General features: G+C 71.3%; 17 protein-coding genes. 9 read left to right on the top strand and 8 right to left on the bottom strand.

Annotation, left to right across the window (positions count from 1 at the left end):
- Positions 1-110 precede the first annotated feature (110 nt).
- A complete protein-coding gene (locus tag BKA14_RS16805) occupies positions 111-704 on the bottom strand; it encodes a hypothetical protein (protein WP_184951878.1) in 594 nt (197 codons plus the stop codon).
- A 199-nt stretch (positions 705-903) separates the two neighbouring features.
- Positions 904-1,911: an ArsR/SmtB family transcription factor gene (locus tag BKA14_RS16800; protein WP_184951877.1), complete on the bottom strand. Its 1,008-nt coding sequence runs from the start codon at positions 1,909-1,911 to the stop codon at positions 904-906.
- 111 nt (positions 1,912-2,022) lie between these two features.
- Between BKA14_RS16800 and BKA14_RS16795 the strand changes: the two genes are divergently transcribed.
- From BKA14_RS16795 to BKA14_RS16775, 5 genes are all read left to right on the top strand, one after another.
- The gene (locus BKA14_RS16795; protein ID WP_239093612.1) at positions 2,023-3,117 is read left to right on the top strand and encodes an epoxide hydrolase family protein; all 1,095 of its coding nucleotides are present in this window, start codon (positions 2,023-2,025) and stop codon (positions 3,115-3,117) included.
- A 252-nt stretch (positions 3,118-3,369) separates the two neighbouring features.
- Positions 3,370-6,123, top strand: a complete 2,754-nt coding sequence (locus BKA14_RS16790) for a transglycosylase domain-containing protein (protein WP_239093610.1) — start codon at positions 3,370-3,372, stop codon at positions 6,121-6,123.
- Positions 6,124-6,186: 63 nt separating this feature from the next.
- Positions 6,187-6,861, top strand: a complete 675-nt coding sequence (locus BKA14_RS16785; protein ID WP_184951874.1) for a pyridoxine/pyridoxamine 5'-phosphate oxidase — start codon at positions 6,187-6,189, stop codon at positions 6,859-6,861.
- 13 nt (positions 6,862-6,874) lie between these two features.
- Positions 6,875-7,255, top strand: a complete 381-nt coding sequence (locus tag BKA14_RS16780; RefSeq protein WP_184951873.1) for an HAD family hydrolase — start codon at positions 6,875-6,877, stop codon at positions 7,253-7,255.
- Between the two features lie 106 nt (positions 7,256-7,361).
- Positions 7,362-8,318 carry a hypothetical protein gene (locus BKA14_RS16775; protein ID WP_184951872.1) on the top strand — a complete coding sequence of 319 codons (957 nt, stop codon included), beginning with the start codon at positions 7,362-7,364 and terminating at the stop codon, positions 8,316-8,318.
- A gap of 63 nt (positions 8,319-8,381) precedes the next feature.
- Here BKA14_RS16775 and BKA14_RS16770 read toward each other — a convergent pair whose 3' ends face one another.
- Positions 8,382-8,846: a MarR family winged helix-turn-helix transcriptional regulator gene (locus BKA14_RS16770; protein WP_184951871.1), complete on the bottom strand. Its 465-nt coding sequence runs from the start codon at positions 8,844-8,846 to the stop codon at positions 8,382-8,384.
- Between the two features lie 45 nt (positions 8,847-8,891).
- A complete protein-coding gene (locus BKA14_RS16765; protein ID WP_184951870.1) occupies positions 8,892-9,287 on the bottom strand; it encodes a nuclear transport factor 2 family protein in 396 nt (131 codons plus the stop codon).
- A gap of 161 nt (positions 9,288-9,448) precedes the next feature.
- On the opposite strand from BKA14_RS16765, the gene BKA14_RS16760 reads away from it, so the two are divergent.
- From BKA14_RS16760 to BKA14_RS16750, 3 genes are all read left to right on the top strand, one after another.
- Positions 9,449-9,925, top strand: coding sequence for a MarR family winged helix-turn-helix transcriptional regulator (locus tag BKA14_RS16760; protein ID WP_184951869.1), 477 nt, complete (start codon positions 9,449-9,451; stop codon positions 9,923-9,925).
- Between the two features lie 90 nt (positions 9,926-10,015).
- On the top strand, positions 10,016-11,179 hold the full coding sequence (locus BKA14_RS16755; protein WP_184951868.1) for a CE1758 family FMN-dependent luciferase-like monooxygenase: 1,164 nt from the start codon (positions 10,016-10,018) through the stop codon (positions 11,177-11,179).
- On the top strand, positions 11,176-11,859 hold the full coding sequence (locus BKA14_RS16750; protein ID WP_184951867.1) for a CE1759 family FMN reductase: 684 nt from the start codon (positions 11,176-11,178) through the stop codon (positions 11,857-11,859). Before BKA14_RS16755 ends, BKA14_RS16750 begins: the two co-directional genes overlap by 4 nt.
- Positions 11,860-11,866: 7 nt before the next feature.
- Here the strand turns inward: BKA14_RS16750 and BKA14_RS16745 are convergent, their stop codons facing one another.
- The 3 genes from BKA14_RS16745 to BKA14_RS43205 all read right to left on the bottom strand — a co-directional run bounded on the left by BKA14_RS16745 (position 11,867) and on the right by BKA14_RS43205 (position 14,923).
- Positions 11,867-13,060, bottom strand: coding sequence for an MFS transporter (locus tag BKA14_RS16745; RefSeq protein WP_203722856.1), 1,194 nt, complete (start codon positions 13,058-13,060; stop codon positions 11,867-11,869).
- A gap of 31 nt (positions 13,061-13,091) precedes the next feature.
- Positions 13,092-13,865, bottom strand: a complete 774-nt coding sequence (locus BKA14_RS16740) for an alpha/beta fold hydrolase (RefSeq protein ID WP_184951866.1) — start codon at positions 13,863-13,865, stop codon at positions 13,092-13,094.
- A gap of 83 nt (positions 13,866-13,948) precedes the next feature.
- Complete coding sequence (locus tag BKA14_RS43205) at positions 13,949-14,923, bottom strand: helix-turn-helix domain-containing protein (protein WP_203722854.1); 975 nt, start codon at positions 14,921-14,923, stop codon at positions 13,949-13,951.
- An 89-nt stretch (positions 14,924-15,012) separates the two neighbouring features.
- Between BKA14_RS43205 and BKA14_RS16730 the strand changes: the two genes are divergently transcribed.
- Positions 15,013-15,825 (top strand): SDR family oxidoreductase, encoded by an 813-nt coding sequence (locus BKA14_RS16730; protein ID WP_184951865.1) that lies wholly within the window; start codon positions 15,013-15,015, stop codon positions 15,823-15,825.
- An 8-nt stretch (positions 15,826-15,833) separates the two neighbouring features.
- Here the strand turns inward: BKA14_RS16730 and BKA14_RS16725 are convergent, their stop codons facing one another.
- Positions 15,834-17,090 (bottom strand): FAD-binding oxidoreductase, encoded by a 1,257-nt coding sequence (locus BKA14_RS16725; RefSeq protein ID WP_184951864.1) that lies wholly within the window; start codon positions 17,088-17,090, stop codon positions 15,834-15,836.
- Positions 17,091-17,125 lie beyond the last annotated feature (35 nt).

Here is a 17,125-nt window from a genome sequence, read left to right as displayed (position 1 = left end):
GTGACGAACACATGACAGTCGGCCGCCGTGACCCGCTCGGCCGGCCGCGGAGGCGCCACGGCGAAAGCCCGCGGATGCCGAAGCATCCGCGGGCTTGAGGGGCCGGCAGGTCAGGCGAGGAAGCGGAGAGCTTCGATGCTCAGCGACCGGCCGACGGTGCCGACCTCGAGCTGTCCGTTGCGGCCGGTGCACTGCAGCTTCTGCCAGCCGATGGTGGCCACGTGGGCCTGGGCGCAGACGCCGGGGCGGGTGCTGAGCCGCAGGGCCTCCAGGCGCAGGGACCGGCCCTGGGTGCCGATGGCCATGTTGCCCCGCGGACCCGTGCACCTGGTGCGCTGCCAGCCCTGATCCTGCACGTGGGCCTGAGCGCAGACGCCACCGGCGCGGCGGGTGGAGACGGCCAGGGCCTCCAGGCGCAGCGAGCGGCCGACGGTGCCCACCACAGCGGCACGGCGGTTGCTGGAGCAGCGCCAGCCCTGCCAGCCGACGTTCTGCACGTGCGCGTTGACGCAGACGGCGTTGCGGTCGCGCCGCATCGCCAGCTTGGCCGCGGGGCTCAGCATCGGAGCGTTGACGACCGTGGGCGGGGCGGCGGGAGCGGCCGGCGCGGCCGAAGCGGAGCCGCCGGCCACGGACAGGGACATCGCGGAGACGGCGAGGCCCGCCATCACCGCACTGCGGAGAAACTTCGTGAGCTTGGACATGCCGGGGGCAACTGCGGAAACCGGGCCGAGGTTGTGTGTCGTCGGCCAGTTGGCGCCTTCCCCTCCGTACGGGCTAAAAAATGTCGGATTTCAGCGGGTATTTGCGAGCAACTGCGGTGTTTGAACCGGGTCGGACACGCCTTGAACCGGCTCGGCTTGATAACAATGAAGGTGGCGTTGTGCGGCCGGCCCGGGCGGGTCAGCGCAGCAGGACCTGGGAAAGATCGGTGCCGAGGGCGTTGACGGCGGTCATGTCGAGGCGGTAGAGCACCGAGCGGCCGCTGCGGTGGCAGTGGGCCAGCCCGGCCTCGTGCAGGGTGCGCAGATGGCGGGCCACCCGGCTGCGCTGCAGATGCCACAGCCGGCTGATCTCGGATGCGGAGCGGGCCTCCGTGGTGATGGCCCGCGCCACCTGCAGGCGCTCGGGATGGGCCAGCGCCTGCAGGCGCCGGTGCAGAACGCCCGCGGTGAGCGGCGCCGAGCCCACGGGAGGGTAGATGACCGTGATCGGCAGCGCCGGCTCGTCGGCCAGATACAGATGGGGTGCGACCGCCGACGAGGGGATCAGCACCAGCCCCGGCCGCTCGGCTGCGGAAAGCCGTTTGCCGCGGATCTTGTCCAGCACCACCGTGCCGTCGCCGGCGTAGCCGATGCCGGGCAGGTCCTGCAGCGCCGCGGCCAGCCCCTGGCGCTGCAGCAACTGACGCCGGTGCAGCACCTCGCCGGCCAGGACCGTGCCGTGCTGCCCCCACCACGCCCCGAAGAATCGCTCCCAGCAGGTCTGCAGCAAGGCCACGAACTGCTCACGGGCCGCCCGCGGATCGGCCAGGACACCGGCGACCGTGCCGGCGTCGAGGCTGTCCCGGTCGCGATACCGTTGCGCGCCTGCCGTCCCGCCCAGCGGACGGAGCAACGCATCACGCATCGCCGTCGCGTCCAGGCGCTGGACTGCCTCCAAGCAGGAGTCCCAGCTGGTGTGGCCGGCGATCGAGACGTCGACGAACATGCGCGCGCGGATGGCCCGGACCACGAACGCCCACCGCGTCAGCGCCGGAAGCAGCTCGGCCACAGCGGGCTTGGCGGCCCATTGCGCGGCTTGGCTGTGGTGTTCCGGGGTCAGCACCGCGTGCAGCACGTTGCCCAGCTCGACCAGCGCGCCGGTGGCGAAACGCACGTTGCCGCCCGGTGCCGCGTCGAGCCCTACCACGGTGACGGCGATGCTCGGCCTCCTGTGCTGCGATCGGACACACCACGCCGCATGAACCCTCGTACGCGGAAATCATCGCATCTGTCGTCGACCGTACGAGGGAGCTGTTTCGTGACCACTCCGACCGTAGACATCCGTCCGCTTCATGTCGGGATCCCCGAGTCCGCTCTCGAGGACCTGCGAGCCCGGCTGGCCCGGACCCGTTATCCCCGCTCGGCCCCGGGCGACGACTGGGCGTACGGGACGCCGGTCTCCTACCTGACCGACATGGTCAGGCGCTGGCAGCAGTTCGACTGGCGCGCCGAGGAGGCCCGGATCAACGCGGTGCCGAACTTCACCACCGGGGTCGACGGCCAGACCCTCCACTTCGTCCACGTCCGCTCGGCCCGCGCGGACGCGCCGCCGCTGCTGCTCCTGCACACCTACCCGGGTTCGTTCACCGAGTTCCTCGACCTGGTGCCGCTGCTCACCGACGACTTCCACCTCGTCATCCCGTCGATGCCGGGGTTCGCCTTCAGCGTTCCGGTCGTCGGCAGCGGCTGGACGATGGACCGGGTCGCCCGCGCGTACGACACCCTGATGCGCCGGCTGGGCTACGACTCGTACGGCGCGCACGGCAGCGACGGCGGCGCGATGGTCGGTCGGGAGCTCGCGGTGCTCGACCCTGCCGGTTTCCTGGGCGCACACGTGCTCCAGCTGTTCTCCTTCCCGTCCGGTGACCCGGCGGAGTTCGAGGCGTTCGGGCCCAAGGAGTACGCCGCCCTGGAGTTCGCCGGCTGGTTCCAGTCGGTCGGCGGCTACAACGCGATGAACGGCACCCGGCCGCAGACGATCGCGGCCGCGCTGTCGGACTCCCCGGTCGGCCAGCTCGCGTACAACGAGTTGTTCGAGAACTTCGGCAACGGCACCAGCCTGGTCACGCCCGAGCAGGTGCTGGCACAGGTCTCGCTGTACTGGCTCACCAACACCTCGGCCGGCGCGGTCCGCTACCACTACGCCGAGCAGCACCCGCCCCGGGAGACCGTGGTCAGCCACGGCCGGCTCGGTGTCGCCGTCTTCAAGGACGACTTCCAGACCATCCGGCCGCTCGCCGAGCGCGACAACAAGGGAATCGCGCACTGGTCCGAGTTCGACCGCGGCGGGCACTTCGCGGCCCTCGAAGTGCCCGACCTGCTCGCCGCGGATCTGCGCGCCTTCTTCAGCTGAAGGAGCGCAGACCGACAGCTCGATCAGGGCGGGCGGGCTCGTGTTCTGCCGGAGGGCGTCGCGGAACCCGTCCGCCCTCTGCTGACGGCGATGACGACCAGGGCCTCAGCCGGCGGTGTCGTAGAAACGGAGGGTTGCACAGATTGGCGGTGAAAAGAACCACATAGGCCAGGGTGCACGAAATCGCTGTCGCATCCGTCTTGGTCTATGGCGCCGGCCGGCGTCCTCGCCGCTGCGAAAGGGACCGTGTGCGTGGCTTCGTCCGAGGGCAGACCCGCGTGGAAGAGGCCGGTCGACTGGTTCCGGCGGTGGCCCCGCTGGTGCCGCTGGACGGCCGCCGCGGTCGTCGCGGTGGAGTTGGCGCTGGTCTCGGTGGCCGTCGTCTACGTCGCGAGCGTCGACCTGCCGCCGGACCCGGCGCCGCCGCAGGCCTCGGTGCTCTACTACCGCGACGGCCGGACCGTGCTGGCCCGGGTCGGCCTGACCGATCGCACCGATGTGACGCTCGACCAGATTCCGCCGGTGGTGCGGCAGGCCTTCCTGGCCGCCGAGGACCGCGGCTTCTACGACCACTTCGGCATGTCGGTGCGCGGAGTGGTGCGGGCGCTGTGGGCGAACGTCGTCACCGACTCCGGGCAGGGTGCGTCCACGATCACCCAGCAGTACGTGCGTAACGCCTATCTGACCCAGGAACGGACCGTCAGTCGCAAGAGCCGGGAAGCCGCGCTCGCGCTCAAGGTCGAGCAGCGGTACAGCAAGGACGAGATCCTCGAGCGCTATCTCAACACGATCTACTTCGGACGAGGCGCGTACGGCATCGAAGCGGCCTCCCGCGCCTACTTCGGTACGGGGGTGGGCCGGCTCGACGGGTACCGGGCCGCCGTGCTCGCGGCACTGGTCAAGGATCCGACCCGCGGCGATCCTGCCGCCGACCCGAAGTGGGCCCGGGAACGCTGGGTGTGGGTGCTGCGCGCCATGTCCGAGCAGGGCTGGCTGCCCGAAGGGGAGGCCGATCGGGCGCCGTACCCGAAAGTGGCCCCGGAATCGGTGACGGCGAGCGCCGTCGAGGGACCGGCCGGGCTGATCGTCGACCGGGTCGAGGACGAGCTCGTGGCCGCGGGCATCAGCCGGCAGCAGCTCCGCACCGGTGGGCTCCAGGTGACGACCACGATCGACGCCGGTGTCCAGAAGGCGGCCACCAGCGGCATCGCGACCGCCCTGCGCGGGCAACCGAAGGAACTGCGCAGCGCCCTGGTGGCGGTCGGTCCCGAGGACGGCGGGGTTCGTGCCTACTACGGCGGCGACCGGGGCCGCGGGTACTACGACGACGCGCTCGCCGCCCGTCCGCCCGCCTCGACCTTCAAGCCGGTCGTGCTGGCCGCGGCCGAGGAGCGCGACATCGGCTACCAGTCGCTCTACAACGGCAGCTCACCGCGGCTGTTCTCCGATCGCGACGGCGCACCGCTCTACAACCAGAAGAACCTGCAGTGCCCGGTGTGCCCGCTGAACATCGCGATGGTGTACTCGCTGAACACCCCCTTCTACGCGCTGACCGAGCAGATCGGGCCGGACTCCGTACGCGACCTGGCCCACCGGCTCGGCGTGCCCCGCCGCTACGGCGACCAGGAGACACTGGTCGACGTCAAGGGTGAGCCGGAGCCCGGCCGTACCCGCTCGGACATCGCCCTCGGCCGTTACCCGGTCACCCCGGCCGACCTGGCCAGCATGTACGCCACGCTGGCGGCGGGCGGGCAGCGGGCGGAAAGGCACTTCGTCCGCTCGGTGGCCCGGGGCGACGGCGTCAAGATCTACGAGTACGAGAAGCAGACGCGTCAGGTGCTCTCCAGCGCGGTGGCGGCCGACGTCGGCGCCGTGCTGTCCGAGGTGGTCGATCACCACGGCCGGGTGCCCGGCGTACCGGCCGCGGCGAAGACCGGTTCCCAGCAATGGGGCAACACCGGCGACTCGTCCGACGCCTGGACCGCCGGGTGGGCCACGGGCCTGGCCGCGGTCGTCTGGGTCGGCCGCGAGCTGCCCGGCCCGATCCGGGAGAAGGGCGGCCAAGCGGTCAACGGGGAGGGCATGCCGTACCGGATCTGGCGGGCCTTCATGGCCGGCGCGATGCGGGGCCGGACCGGCGAGGCGCTTCCCCGGCCCGCGCGGATCGGGCGGGTGGGAAAGGGCGATCTCGCGTCACTCGGACCCGACGTTCCCCGGGGCAAAGCCCTCGTCTTCCCCGGGCCGCAGCGCGGTGACCTGGTCGACCGGTCGAAGGCGACCGGTTCCTGGGCGGAACGCGTCGAACGGCTGACCGGTGCGCTCGGTAAGTACGCGGAGAGCGCGCCGGACTTCTCGGTCGCGGTGGTGGACCGCCGTTCCGGGCGCAGCTACGACTACCGCGGGGACCGGCGGTTCGAGACGGCCAGCATCGTGAAGGCCGAGCTGCTGGCAGCGTTGCTGCTGCGGGCGCAGGACGAGGGGCGGGAACTCACCGCGGACGAACGGGCCCGCGTCCGCAAGATGATCGTCGCCAGTGACAACGACGCCGCGGCCCGGGTCTACGACGACCTCGGCGGCGCGACCGGGCTGCGGCAGGCCGGTGAGCGTCTGGGGTTGCGAGCCACCGACCCGGCCCGGCAGGTCGGGCTCAGCCACACCACCGCGATCGACCAGACTCGGCTGATCGGCGCGCTGACCGCGTCGCAGAGCCCGCTCAACCGTGCGTCGCGCGAGCTGATCCTGTCGTTGATGTCGTCGGTCAACGCCGACCAGAACTGGGGGATCAGCGCCGCCTCCTTCTCGGGCGAACAGGTGGCGCTGAAGAACGGCTGGTTGTCCCGCTCGGCCGAGCAGGGCCGGTGGATCGTCAACAGCATCGGCCGGATCAGCGACGAGGACACCGACGTCTCGGTGGTGGTGCTGTCCCACGGCCACGCGAACCAGGCCGACGGCGTCGCCGAGGTGGAACGTATCGCCGCCCTGACCCGCAGCTACCTCGGCTGGTGACTGTCGAAGTGGCTCAAGGGCGGGCTTGACCTGCACCCCGAGGTGCGGGTTTAGCGTCACGACATGACCGATGCTCCCGCGCTGCGCCCGATCATGAGGGACTTCCTGCGCAGCCTGCCCGTGTTCACCGGGGACCTGCCCGCCTTCGACCCGGCCTCGGCGCCGTCGCAGCCGCACGAGCTGTTCGCCGTCTGGCTCACCGCGGCGGTCGAGGCCGGCGTACGGGAACCGCACGCCATGACCCTGTCGACGGTGGGCGCCGACGGCAACCCGTCCGCGCGCATCCTGATCCTCAAGAACGTCGACGAGCACGGCTGGCAGTTCGCCGCTCACGCGGACAGCCCCAAAGGCCAGGACCTGGCCCGGCACCCGGCGGCCGCCCTCACTTTCTCCTGGCCGGCGCAGGGCCGCCAGATCCGCGTGCGGGGACCCGTACGGCCGGAACCCGCCGACCGCAGTGCCGCCGACTTCCTCGCGCGGCCGCTCGGGTCGCGGGCCGAGGCGTCGATCGGTCGCCAGAGCCGGCCCCTGCCCGACCGCCGGACGCTCGACGCCGCCGTGGAGCAGGCCGGCCGCCGGATCGCCGGCGAACCCGGCTTCGTCGTGCCGCAGTGGACGCTGTACAGCCTCATCGCGGGTGAGGTCGAGTTCTGGCAGGCCGATCAGCAGCGCAAGCACACCCGGCTGCGCTACACCCGTACGGAGGCGAGCTGGACCCACGAGATGCTGTGGCCGTGACAGGGTCACCCGCATGACGCTGCCCGCGACCGCCGTGGCCAGCAACAGCCCACGCGCGTTCGTCGACGCCGTGCTGATCTCGGCCGGGCTCGACGACCTGTTCGCCGAGATTTTCTCCGCCGCCGACGTCGAACACCCGAAGCCGGCGCCCGACCTCTACCTGACGGCGTGCGCCGCTCTGGGCGCCGACCCGGTGCGGGCCGTGGCGTTCGAGGATTCCCGTACGGGGGTGGCCTCGGCCCGTGCGGCCGGCATGGTGGTCGTCGGCGTACCGTCCCGGCCCGACGCCGACCTAGGCACGGACGCGCTGTTCGCCAGGCCCACTTCCGGGCCTCCCTCGACTTCGTCGAAATACTCGACTTGCTCCGCGCCGTACCCGACGGCCTTGATCTAAGAGACAGACCCCAAGGCGCTCGTGGTGTTGTCCGATTGCGCGTGACCGTGCGGCCTCATTGATTCACGCATGCAGATCAACCGATAGGCCTGCCTACGGTGCCCGTATGAGAAGAGTCCTGTACCGGCTGTCGGTCGCCGGTCTGATCGTCCTCGTCGCGCCGGTAGCCGGCCCGGTTCCGGTGGCCCGGGCGGCCCTTCCGGCTTTCTCGGTCGGCGCCACCACCTCGGCCGGCGACACGGTCGGCAGTGGCAACACGTGTGCCGGTTTTCTCGACGAGCGAACCCATCTCGGTGACCTGGGGGTGCGGCGGGTTTTCGCCTCCGCCGGACAGGTCCCGCCGGCGGACGCGATCGACTGTCACACCATGTTCGGGGCCACGCTGTGGTACTCGTTCAAGACGTCCTGTGCCCCGGTGTCCGTGGCGGCCGGGCTGTGTGACACCGAGATCCAGAACATTGCGCTGGCGATGCCGCCGGGCAGCCTGCTCACGTACTTCCACGAGCCGGAGGACGACATGACGGGCACCCAGTTCGTCAACGCCTTCATCCGCGCCTATCAGGTCGCCAAGGCCGTGAACGCCGCGGTCAGTGTGGTGCCGGTCCACATGTCCTACCAGTGGCGGCCGGGTTCGTCCGGTGTCACCAACAACGGTACCGGCGGCGACCGTGAGGTGCGGGACTGGATCGTTCCGCCGCAGTACGCCGACGCGTACGCGTTCGATCTGTACTGGCAGGCCAGTACGCGCGGCAGCGAGCCCGACAATCCCGTCAGCGTCGGCAGCGACCCCCGCATGACCCGCTGGTACAACGCTTTCAGCGGGCGGGGGCGTCCGCTCGCACTCGCGGAGTGGGGTATCGACGACGACCTCGGGGTCCGGGCGTCCCGCGGACCGGCGATCAGAGCCTCGCGAACGTGGCTGACTGCCCGTGACTTCAGGATCGTCAACTACTGGCAGATGGACAACTGGTATCTGGGCGCGACCACCGTTCCGGCCGGCGCTTATCCGGACCCCGACGGCGTGGCCGCGTATCAGGAGTTCGTGGCGTCCGCGACACCTTGAGCGGGCCGGGACATCCACCGCGCCGCCCGCCAGTTGCTGTTCAGCTGACGGCGATCCGGCCCGCTATCCGGTCATCTCGTCGAGCACCTTGATGACGCGGGCGCTCAGCGCGCCGAGGGTGGCGGTGCCGGACGGGCCCAGGTTGTCGAAGATGGCGTCGCGGATCTCCTCGCGTTGCCCGCGAAGCACCCGGGCCACGAGCCGCCGGCCCGACGGGGTCAGGGTGGCCTCGTACGCCCGCCGGCCTTCGGGCACCCGTCCGCGGGTGACCAGACCCTGGCGCTCCAGGACGGTCAGCGTGTGGCTGACCCGGCTGGGGGAGAAGCGCAGCGTGCCGGCCAGCGTCTTCAGCCCCAGGGTCCGGTCCTCCGCGGCGTTGAGCAGGAGCAGCACCTTGAAGTGCCCGTGCGAGATGGTCCCGTCGCGCTGGGACTGGCGTTCCAGCGCGGCCTCGAGGAGGTGGGCCGCGAGCACCAGGTCCTGCCATGCCGCGGCCCGTCCGGGATCGTCGTCACGTCGCTCGGTCACGGTGCCCATCTTCGCGTCGGCACCGCGACGTGTCGACGTGCCCCGCTACACCATCGGGTTGCCGTTGGCGGACGCGTCGGCCGCGACGATGTCCTGGACGACGTCCCAGTGCTCGACTATTCGTCCGTTCTCCAGGCGGAAGATGTCGACGATGGCCACCGGGTTCGGGGCCCAGCCGTGCACGATGCTGTGCCTGAAGACCAGGTCGCCCTGGGCCGCGGTGCGTTGCGGCTCCCAGGAGAAGCCTTCCAGGCCGGGCACGACGCTGCGCAGGGTGCTGAGCCCGTTGGGCATCTGTGGGCTGTGCTGGACGTACGGTTCGGCCCAGTAGCGGTCGATCGCGGTGAGGTCCTTCTGCCCGAACAGCTCGCGCATCGCGGTCAGCACGATCTCGGTGTTGCGCTTCGCCTGGTCGTCCTGGGTCGGGTCGGTGCCGGTCATGGTCAGGCCTCCGTGATCGTGCCGATCTCGTGCAGGTCCAGGGCCACGCTGAGTTGAACCTTCAACTCAGCACCGCTGTTCCGGGCTCCCGTGGGATCCGGGTCACAGTGTTGACATGTCAATCCGTACGTTAGGGTTGACGTGTCAATCCGGGAGGCGTGATGAAACGGGTCAGGCGCAGGGCGTTGCCGACCAGGGAGCAGTTGCGGATCTGGCGCAACTACGTCGAGACGGCCGAGGTGGTGCGGCTGCGCCTGGCCGGCCGCTTGCAGAGTGAGACGTCGTTGTCCTCGGGTGACTACGTGGTGCTGCTCGCGCTGAGCGAGGCCGAAGGGCAGACCCTGCGGTCCTCGGTTTTGGCGGCCCGGATCGAGTGGGAACGCAGCCGCTTGTCGCACCACCTAGGGCGGATGGAGAAACGCGGGCTCTTGCGCCGGGTCCCCTGCGCCGACGACGTGCACGGCATCGACGTGGTCATGACGGAGGTGGGCGCGGAGACCTTCCACGCGGCCACCGTGCCGCATCTGAAAGCCGTGCGGGAAATGTTCGCCGACGCGCTCACCGACGACCAGCTGAGCCACCTCGACGAGGCGACCCAGGCCTTGCGGCGGCATCTCGCCCTGGACCCCCGCGACTGACTTCCGACCCGTCTCGCGACGACCGCGCGCTCCGGCCTCCATGCACCCGCACGGTCTCTTCACTTCGTCACCAGTGAAAGGACCCTTGTCATGCAGTTCGGCATCTTCGGCGTCGGCGACATCGCCCCCGACCCGGCCACCGGCATCCCCCGTTCCGAGGCGCAGCGCATCCAGGACACCATCCGGGTCGCCCGGGCCGCCGACGAGCTGGGCCTGGACGTGTTCGCCGTCGGCGAGCACCACAACCCGCCGTTCGTGGCGTCCAGCCCACCCGCCCTGCTCGGCTACCTGGCCGCGGCGACCCGGCAGATCCTGCTGTCCACCTCGATCACCCTGGTCACCACCAACGACCCCGTACGGATCGCCGAGGACTACGCGTTCGTGCAGCACCTCGCCCAGGGCCGGGTGGACCTCATGCTGGGCCGGGGCAACACCGTGCCGGTCTACCCCTGGTTCGGCCAGGACATCCGCCAGGGCATCCCGCTCGCGCTGGAGAACTACAACCTGCTGCACCGGCTGTGGCGCGAGGACGTCGTGGACTGGGAGGGCAAGTTCCGCACCCCGTTGCAGGGGTTCACCGCGACGCCGCGGCCCCTCGACGGAGTCCCGCCGTTCGTGTGGCACGGCGCGATCCGCACGCCCGAGATCGCCGAGCAGGCCGCCTTCTACGGCAACGGCTATTTCGCCAACCACATCCTGGCCCCCGACTTCCACTTCAAGCCGCTGGTCGACTTCTACCGGCAGCGGTTCGAGCACTACGGGCACGGCCGGGCCCAGGACGCGTTCGTCGGGCTCGGTGGGCAGGCGTTCATCGCCCAGAGGTCGCAGGACGCGTACGACCGGTTCCGGCCGTACTTCGAGAACTACCCGATGTTCCGGGGCAGCCGCCTGGAGGAGTTCGCCCAGGGCACGCCGCTGTCGGTCGGCTCACCGCAGGAAGTGATCGACAAGACGCTGACCTTCCGGGAAGGCTTCGGCGACTACCAGCGGCAACTGTGGCTGCTCGACCTCGGCTCGATGCCTGTCGAACTCGTGCTCGACCAGGTCGAGCTGCTGGCCACCGAGGTCGTGCCGGTCCTGCGGAAAGAGATGGCGGCCCGGCGCGCGCCCGGCGTCCCGGACGCCCCGACCCACGGCTCCCTGATCGCGGCGGCCTACGGCGACGGCGAGACACGCAAGGCCCGGCCCCGGCCCAACCAGGGCGACAACACCTCAGGCGCGCTGCCCTACCTGGACACGGCGAGGGCCGCATGAGCTTCGGTGAGGCCCCCGCGCAGATCACCGTGATCAGCGCCGGCACCAGCGAACCGTCCACCACGCGCCTGCTCGCCGATCGGGCCGCGCACGCGGTCGTCACCCGGCTGCGCGACAGCGGGCGCAACACCACGGTCCACGTGATCGAGCTGGCACCGATCGCTGCGGAGGTCGCCCGTACGCTGGTCAGCGGGTTGCCGGCCGCAGCCGTGCAGGAGGCGATCGGGCACCTCGGGGCGGCTGACGCCGTCATCGCCTCCACCCCGGTCTACAAGGCGGGGATCAGCGGGCTGTTCAAGTCGTTCGTCGACGTGCTCGACAACGACCTGCTGATCGCCAAGCCCGTCCTGCTCGCCGCGACGGCGGGTTCGGCCCGCCACGCGATGGTGGCCGACGACCACCTGCGGCCGCTGTTCGCGTTCCTGCGGGCCATGCCGGTGCCCACCGCCCTGTTCGCGGCGCCCGAGGACTGGGGTGCGGCCGACCTGTCCAAGCGCGTCGACCGGGCCGCCGGCGAGCTGGCCGCCCTGGTCGTCAGCGGCGTCGGCCGCGAGATCGCCGACGGTGGCTGGTCCGGCTACCAGCACACCTTCGGCGGTAACGCGACCCGGGCCCAGCGCACCGCGGCCGATGTCGATCTGGACAGCGACCTGATGCGCCTGGCCCGCGGCGAAAGCTGACCGGCGGTCAGGCCGGGCCGCCCGGGACGGGGGCGGGCGCGGCGGTGCGGGACCGGCCGAGGCCGGCCAGCACTGCCGCGCCGATCAGGGCGGCACCGGCGCCGAGCCCGAGCGCGCTCGGTTCCCCGGAGCGGTCCACCATGATCCCGCCGAGCAGGGCGCCCGCGCCGATCGAGGCCTGCGACACCGAGACGAACGCGGCGGCGACGCTTTCCAGGCGGTCCGGGGCCGCCGTGAACAGATAGGTCTGCGTGGCGACCGGGATGGCGCCGAACGCGAACCCCCATACGATCACGGCGGCCACGGTTCCGATCGCGTGGCCCGCCACGAGCAGCATCACTGCCACGGCCGCGCTCAGCAGGGCGGGCGCCGCGGCGGCGGTGGGGCGCACCGCGTACCGGGCCGCGAAGCCGCCGGCCAGGTTGCCGAGGAACCCGGCCCCACCGAAGGCGAGCAGGACGGCGCTCAGCGTGGCCCCGTCGGCCTCGAGGGCGTCGTTGAGGAACGGGGTGATGTAGGTGTAGGCGGCGAAGTGACCGGCGAACACGAAGACCCCGGCGATCAGACCGGCCCGCACCGCTGCGGACCGTAGAACCATGGGGACGCCTCGAATGCCGGCGCCCGGTTGCGGCGCAACCGGCGGCACGAACGCCACGATCGCGGCCACCACCAGCAGCCCGAGGACCGCGGAGGCCACGAAGACCAGCCGCCAGCCGAGCAGCGAGCCGATCAGCGCCCCGGCCGGGAGCCCGGCGACGGTGCCCAGGGAGACGCCGGACAGGATGATGGAGCTGGCCCGGGCGCCGTCGGGTCCCTCCCGCAGCCGGGGCCCCAGGGAGCCGCCGATGCTCCAGAAGCCGCCGATCGCGATGCCGAGCAGGACGCGTCCGATCAGGAGCGGCACGACATGCGTCGCGGAGGCGACCACGATGTTCGACGCGACGAGCAGAAGCAGCAGGGCGTAGAGCACCCGGCGCCGGTCGACCCCACCGGCCAGCGCCACGACGGCCGGTGCCGCGACGGCGGCGGCCACGCCGGGGATGGTCACCATGAGGCCCGCCGTGCCCTCGGTGATGCCGAGGTCGCGGGCGATCTCGGGGAGCAGGCCGATGGGCAGGAACTCGGTCGTCACGAGAGCGAAAGTGCCGACACCGACGGAGACGACCGCCGCCCAGGACGCCGGCTTGTGGTTGGTCTGCACGGGAATCCTTTCTCCAGGAGCGGACCCGGCGTCAGACGGTCGCCCAGAACGCGGTCAGCATGAGGGCGGCTCGCTTCGGGTCCTCGAGCATCCACCAGTGATCGGAGCCCGCCATCTCGCGGATCTCCTTGGCGCCGGCGCGTCCGGCGGCCCGGCGGCGCTGCTCGACCGAGCCGACGGCGTGGTCGGCTGTGCCGATGATGGCCAGCCCGGGCCGGGCGGCCGCCTTGGTCAGGTCCCGGCCCCGCTCGGCCATGACCGGCTGGGCGGCCGAACGGTACAGCGAAAGAACCGCCCGTTCCATGTCGGCGTTCAGAGCCGGGGCGACCTGTTCGGCCGTCGGTGACGGGATGCCGGCCTTGCGCAGCAGGCCGGCCCGGTAGGCGTCGGTGCCGGTGAACACGTCCTTGTTGAAGGCCTCGCCGACCTCGGGGGTCTGCCAGATCCGGGCGGTCTCGTGCCACTCGTAATCCGGCTCCAGGACCCCGAGCACGTCGTTGGCCCAGCTGTGGATCAGATCGGGACGGTCCATCATGACCCAAGCCGCGTGAATGCCGCCGAAGTCGTGGCCCACCAGGTCGACCGGCGCGTCGAACGTCGTGAGCTCGTCGATCAGCCAGTCCCGGTAGCCGTCGAGGGTCGCCTCGAAGCCCGCGGGCAGCGGTGCGCCGAAGCCGGGCGGGTTCAGCGTGACCACGTTCCCGGCGCCGAGCGCGGCCAGTTCGCTCAGCAGCGGCTGCCAGATGGCCGTGGTCTCGGGAACTCCGTGAACCAATACCCGCGTACGGCGGTTGTCGCTGGACATCGCTCGTCCTTTCATTTCCAGATCGATCGGTACGGAAGTCAGCGTAACACTTCTGCACCGATCGATCCAGAACTATTGCGTGATCAGCGCCACCCCGATCGGCGGGCCTGGGCTTCCGACCGGGCGTACTCCCCGGGCGTCAAGCCGTAGTGGGCCTTGAAGGCCCGGCTGAAGTGGCTGCTGTCCGCGAAATGCCAGGAGGCGGCGATCTCGGTGACGCTCACGCGGCGGCCCGGCGCGCCCAGGGCCAGGCGTGCCTGTTCCAGCCGCCGGCGCCGGATGTAGGCGCCCGCGGGCTCCCCGGCCGCGGCGAACGCTCGTTGCAGGGTGCGCGGCGAGACCCGAAGCGCGCGCGCCAGCATCACCGGCGACAGCTCGCGATCACGCAGCCGCTGGTCGGCCAGATCCTTCGCGGCCCGCGTGAGCGCGGGCGCCAGCACCGGCTCCGCATCGTCGAACCGGCCCGCCGCAACGGCTTTCGCCAGCTCCAGCAGACTGCGGTAGGCGGCTTCGGCACCGGCCGGGCCCAGGCCGGCGAGGGTGGCCATGACCATGCCGGTGTGCGCAGTCAGCAGGCGGACCTCGGCCGAGTCCGCCGGTCCGACGACGGCCCGGTTACCGAGCTCGGAGGCGAGCACGGCGGCGGGCAGCACGAGAATCTTCGCGTTCGTCTGCGGTGCCGTCTCGAACGGCGTGGGCCGCACCATGTGATGGAGGAGGAACTGCCCGGCCGGTACGGCGGTGTGGCCGGCGGCGAGCGGCGCACCGCCCAGCGTCCACGTTCCACGCCGTACGACGTACATCTTCACCAGGTCCTCGACGTCGTCCGGATCCTCCAGGGTCCGCAGGGCCGAGACGGCATGCGCGTCGACGACCGTGATGTCGCGCAGCCGGGCCACCCGTGCCCGGCCGCGGTAGTCCGCCTTGGTGGCCTGGTCGAAAGCCGGCATCGGCAAACCGTCACCGAGCTGTGCCGCCCACGCGTCCTGGAAGGCGGCGAACGTCGGATGCGTAGCGCCGTTGAGGTCCATCGGATGTCCCTTCCGGATGGCGGTCATGTCCCGAGATCTTGTCGCTGCCGTTCATGTGCGGGCCGAGGCCGTCCTCCTACGCTCGACGGGATCGGACCCACAGTGCAGGAGACACCATGGCCTACCTCGTCACAGGAGCTTCCAGCGGCATCGGCCGGGCGATCGCAACACATCTGGCCGGCCGGGGGCACGAAGTCGTCGCCGGGGTGAGGCGGGTCGCCGACGCTCCGCCGGGCCGGGGAATCCGTCCCTTGCTGCTGGACGTCACCGACGGCGCTCAGCTCGCCGCGGCCGCGAAGGAGATCGAGCGGCTCGACGGTCTGGTCAACAACGCCGGAGTCACCTTCGCCGGCCCGCTGGAGTATTTGCCGCTGGAGCGCCTGCGGGACCAATTGGAGATCAACGTCGTCGGGCTGCTCGCGGTGACGCAGGCGTTCCTGCCCGCGATCCGGGCCGGACAGGGCCGGGTCGTCATGATCGGTTCGGCCGGAGGCCTCGTCGCCACCCCCTTCCTCGGCGCCTACAACGCCTCGAAGTTCGCGCTGGAGGCGATCTCCGACGCGTTGCGTCAGGAACTGCGGCCCTGGCGGGTGCCCGTGGTGATCATCGAATCGGGGAGCCACAAGTCGCGGAACCGGGCCGGCACCGAGGTCGCCCTGAAGGCCGACATGGAACGCCTGGGGGAGCAGGCCAAGGGTCGTTACGGTTCCGCCCTGGAGGCCTTCATCCGCTTCAGCCGGAAGGTGGAGGACGGCGCCGGGGACCCCGGCCGGGTCGCGGCCGTCGTCGAACGTGCTCTGACCACTCGCCGGCCCCGGGCGCGTTACTTCGCCGGGGCCGATGTGCGCGGCGTCGTGGCGATGAGCCGGCTGCTGCCGACCGGAGCCATGGACGCCTTGCTTTCCCGTACGGTCGGTCTGCCCCATTGACGGGCGCCCTACGTCAGCGGCCGGGGCAGCGCGGTCGCGGAGAAGACGCCGGCCGGATCGTAGGTCTGCTTCGCGTGGAGCAGGCGATCCGTGTGGGGACCGTACGCGGCGTCGGCCTGATCCTGGTCCTGCGGCCCGATGAGGTTGACGTAACCGCCCGGCAGTGAGTGCGGTCCGAGCTCGGCCCACACGTCGTGCGCCCACGCGGCGTGCTCGCCGGGCAGATCGGGATGCCACACCGCGGCGATCTCGGCCACGAAGTGCGGGGCACGGTAGGCGAAGGCGGTGTCACCGGGGCCGACCTTCGTGGACGGTCCGCGGAGATGGTTGATCGGGATGCCGGACATCGGCGTGGTCAGCGTGTCCCCGGCGTGCACCAGGGCGCGCGCGACGGCGGGCGTGATCTCCGGGACCGTGCGGGTCCGCATGGCGACCTGCCGGCCGGGCGGGGTCAGCGTTTCGTACAGCGCCATCAGGTCGGCGTAGCCCATCTCGCTGATCCGGGCGGACGTCAGGGTGCCCAGGGCCGCGAACTTGTCGATCTCGGCCCGGCCCTCGTCGGGATGGCCGGACCAGGCGGGCAGCGCGAACAGTCCCGGCCCGCCGCCGGGTGCGGTGAAGACGCCGAGCTGGGTGGTGAGGGCCTCCGGCGCGTCGTGCATGTAGCGGGCCAGCAGCGGGAACAGCTGCTCGGCCTCCGCCCAGGCGAAGAAGAGGATGCCGGCGGTGAGCTGCTCGACGGGATGCAGCCGGACCCGCAGTTCGGTGACGACACCGAAGTTGCCCCCGCCACCCCGGATCGCCCAGAACAGCTCCGGCTCGCGCGTCTCGTCGGTCTCGACGATGCGGCCGTCGGCCAGCACCACCTGCGCGCCGACGATGTTGTCCACGGCCAGACCGTACGAGCCGGACAGGGGACCGTACCCGCCACCGAGGCTGAGCCCGGCGAACCCGACCGAGCCGACGTTGCCGGCCGCGGCGGCCAGCCCGTGAGCGGCGGCCGCGGCCGCCACGGCGGCGGAGGTGGCGCCCCCGCCGATCCGCGCGATCCGGCGGCCGGCGTCGATGTGAACCGTGCTCAGGTCGCGGATGTCCAGCACGAGTCCGCCGTCGCGGACCGAACGGCCGGCGGGATCGTGCCCGCCTGACCGTACCGACAGGGCCAGCTCGCCCCGTTCGACGACGGCTTGCGCCACCTGCTCGGCGGTTACGGGCCGCACCACTGCAGCCGGGCGGTGCTTGACGGCCCCGTTCCACACGTCCACGTGAGTCTCCTATGCTCGGTCCTTCGCAGCGAACA

The organism is Paractinoplanes abujensis (assembly GCF_014204895.1).
Lineage (GTDB): Bacteria > Actinomycetota > Actinomycetes > Mycobacteriales > Micromonosporaceae > Actinoplanes > Actinoplanes abujensis.
Note: the sequence above shows the minus strand (reverse complement) of the source record. Positions and strands in the feature narration are given on the sequence as shown.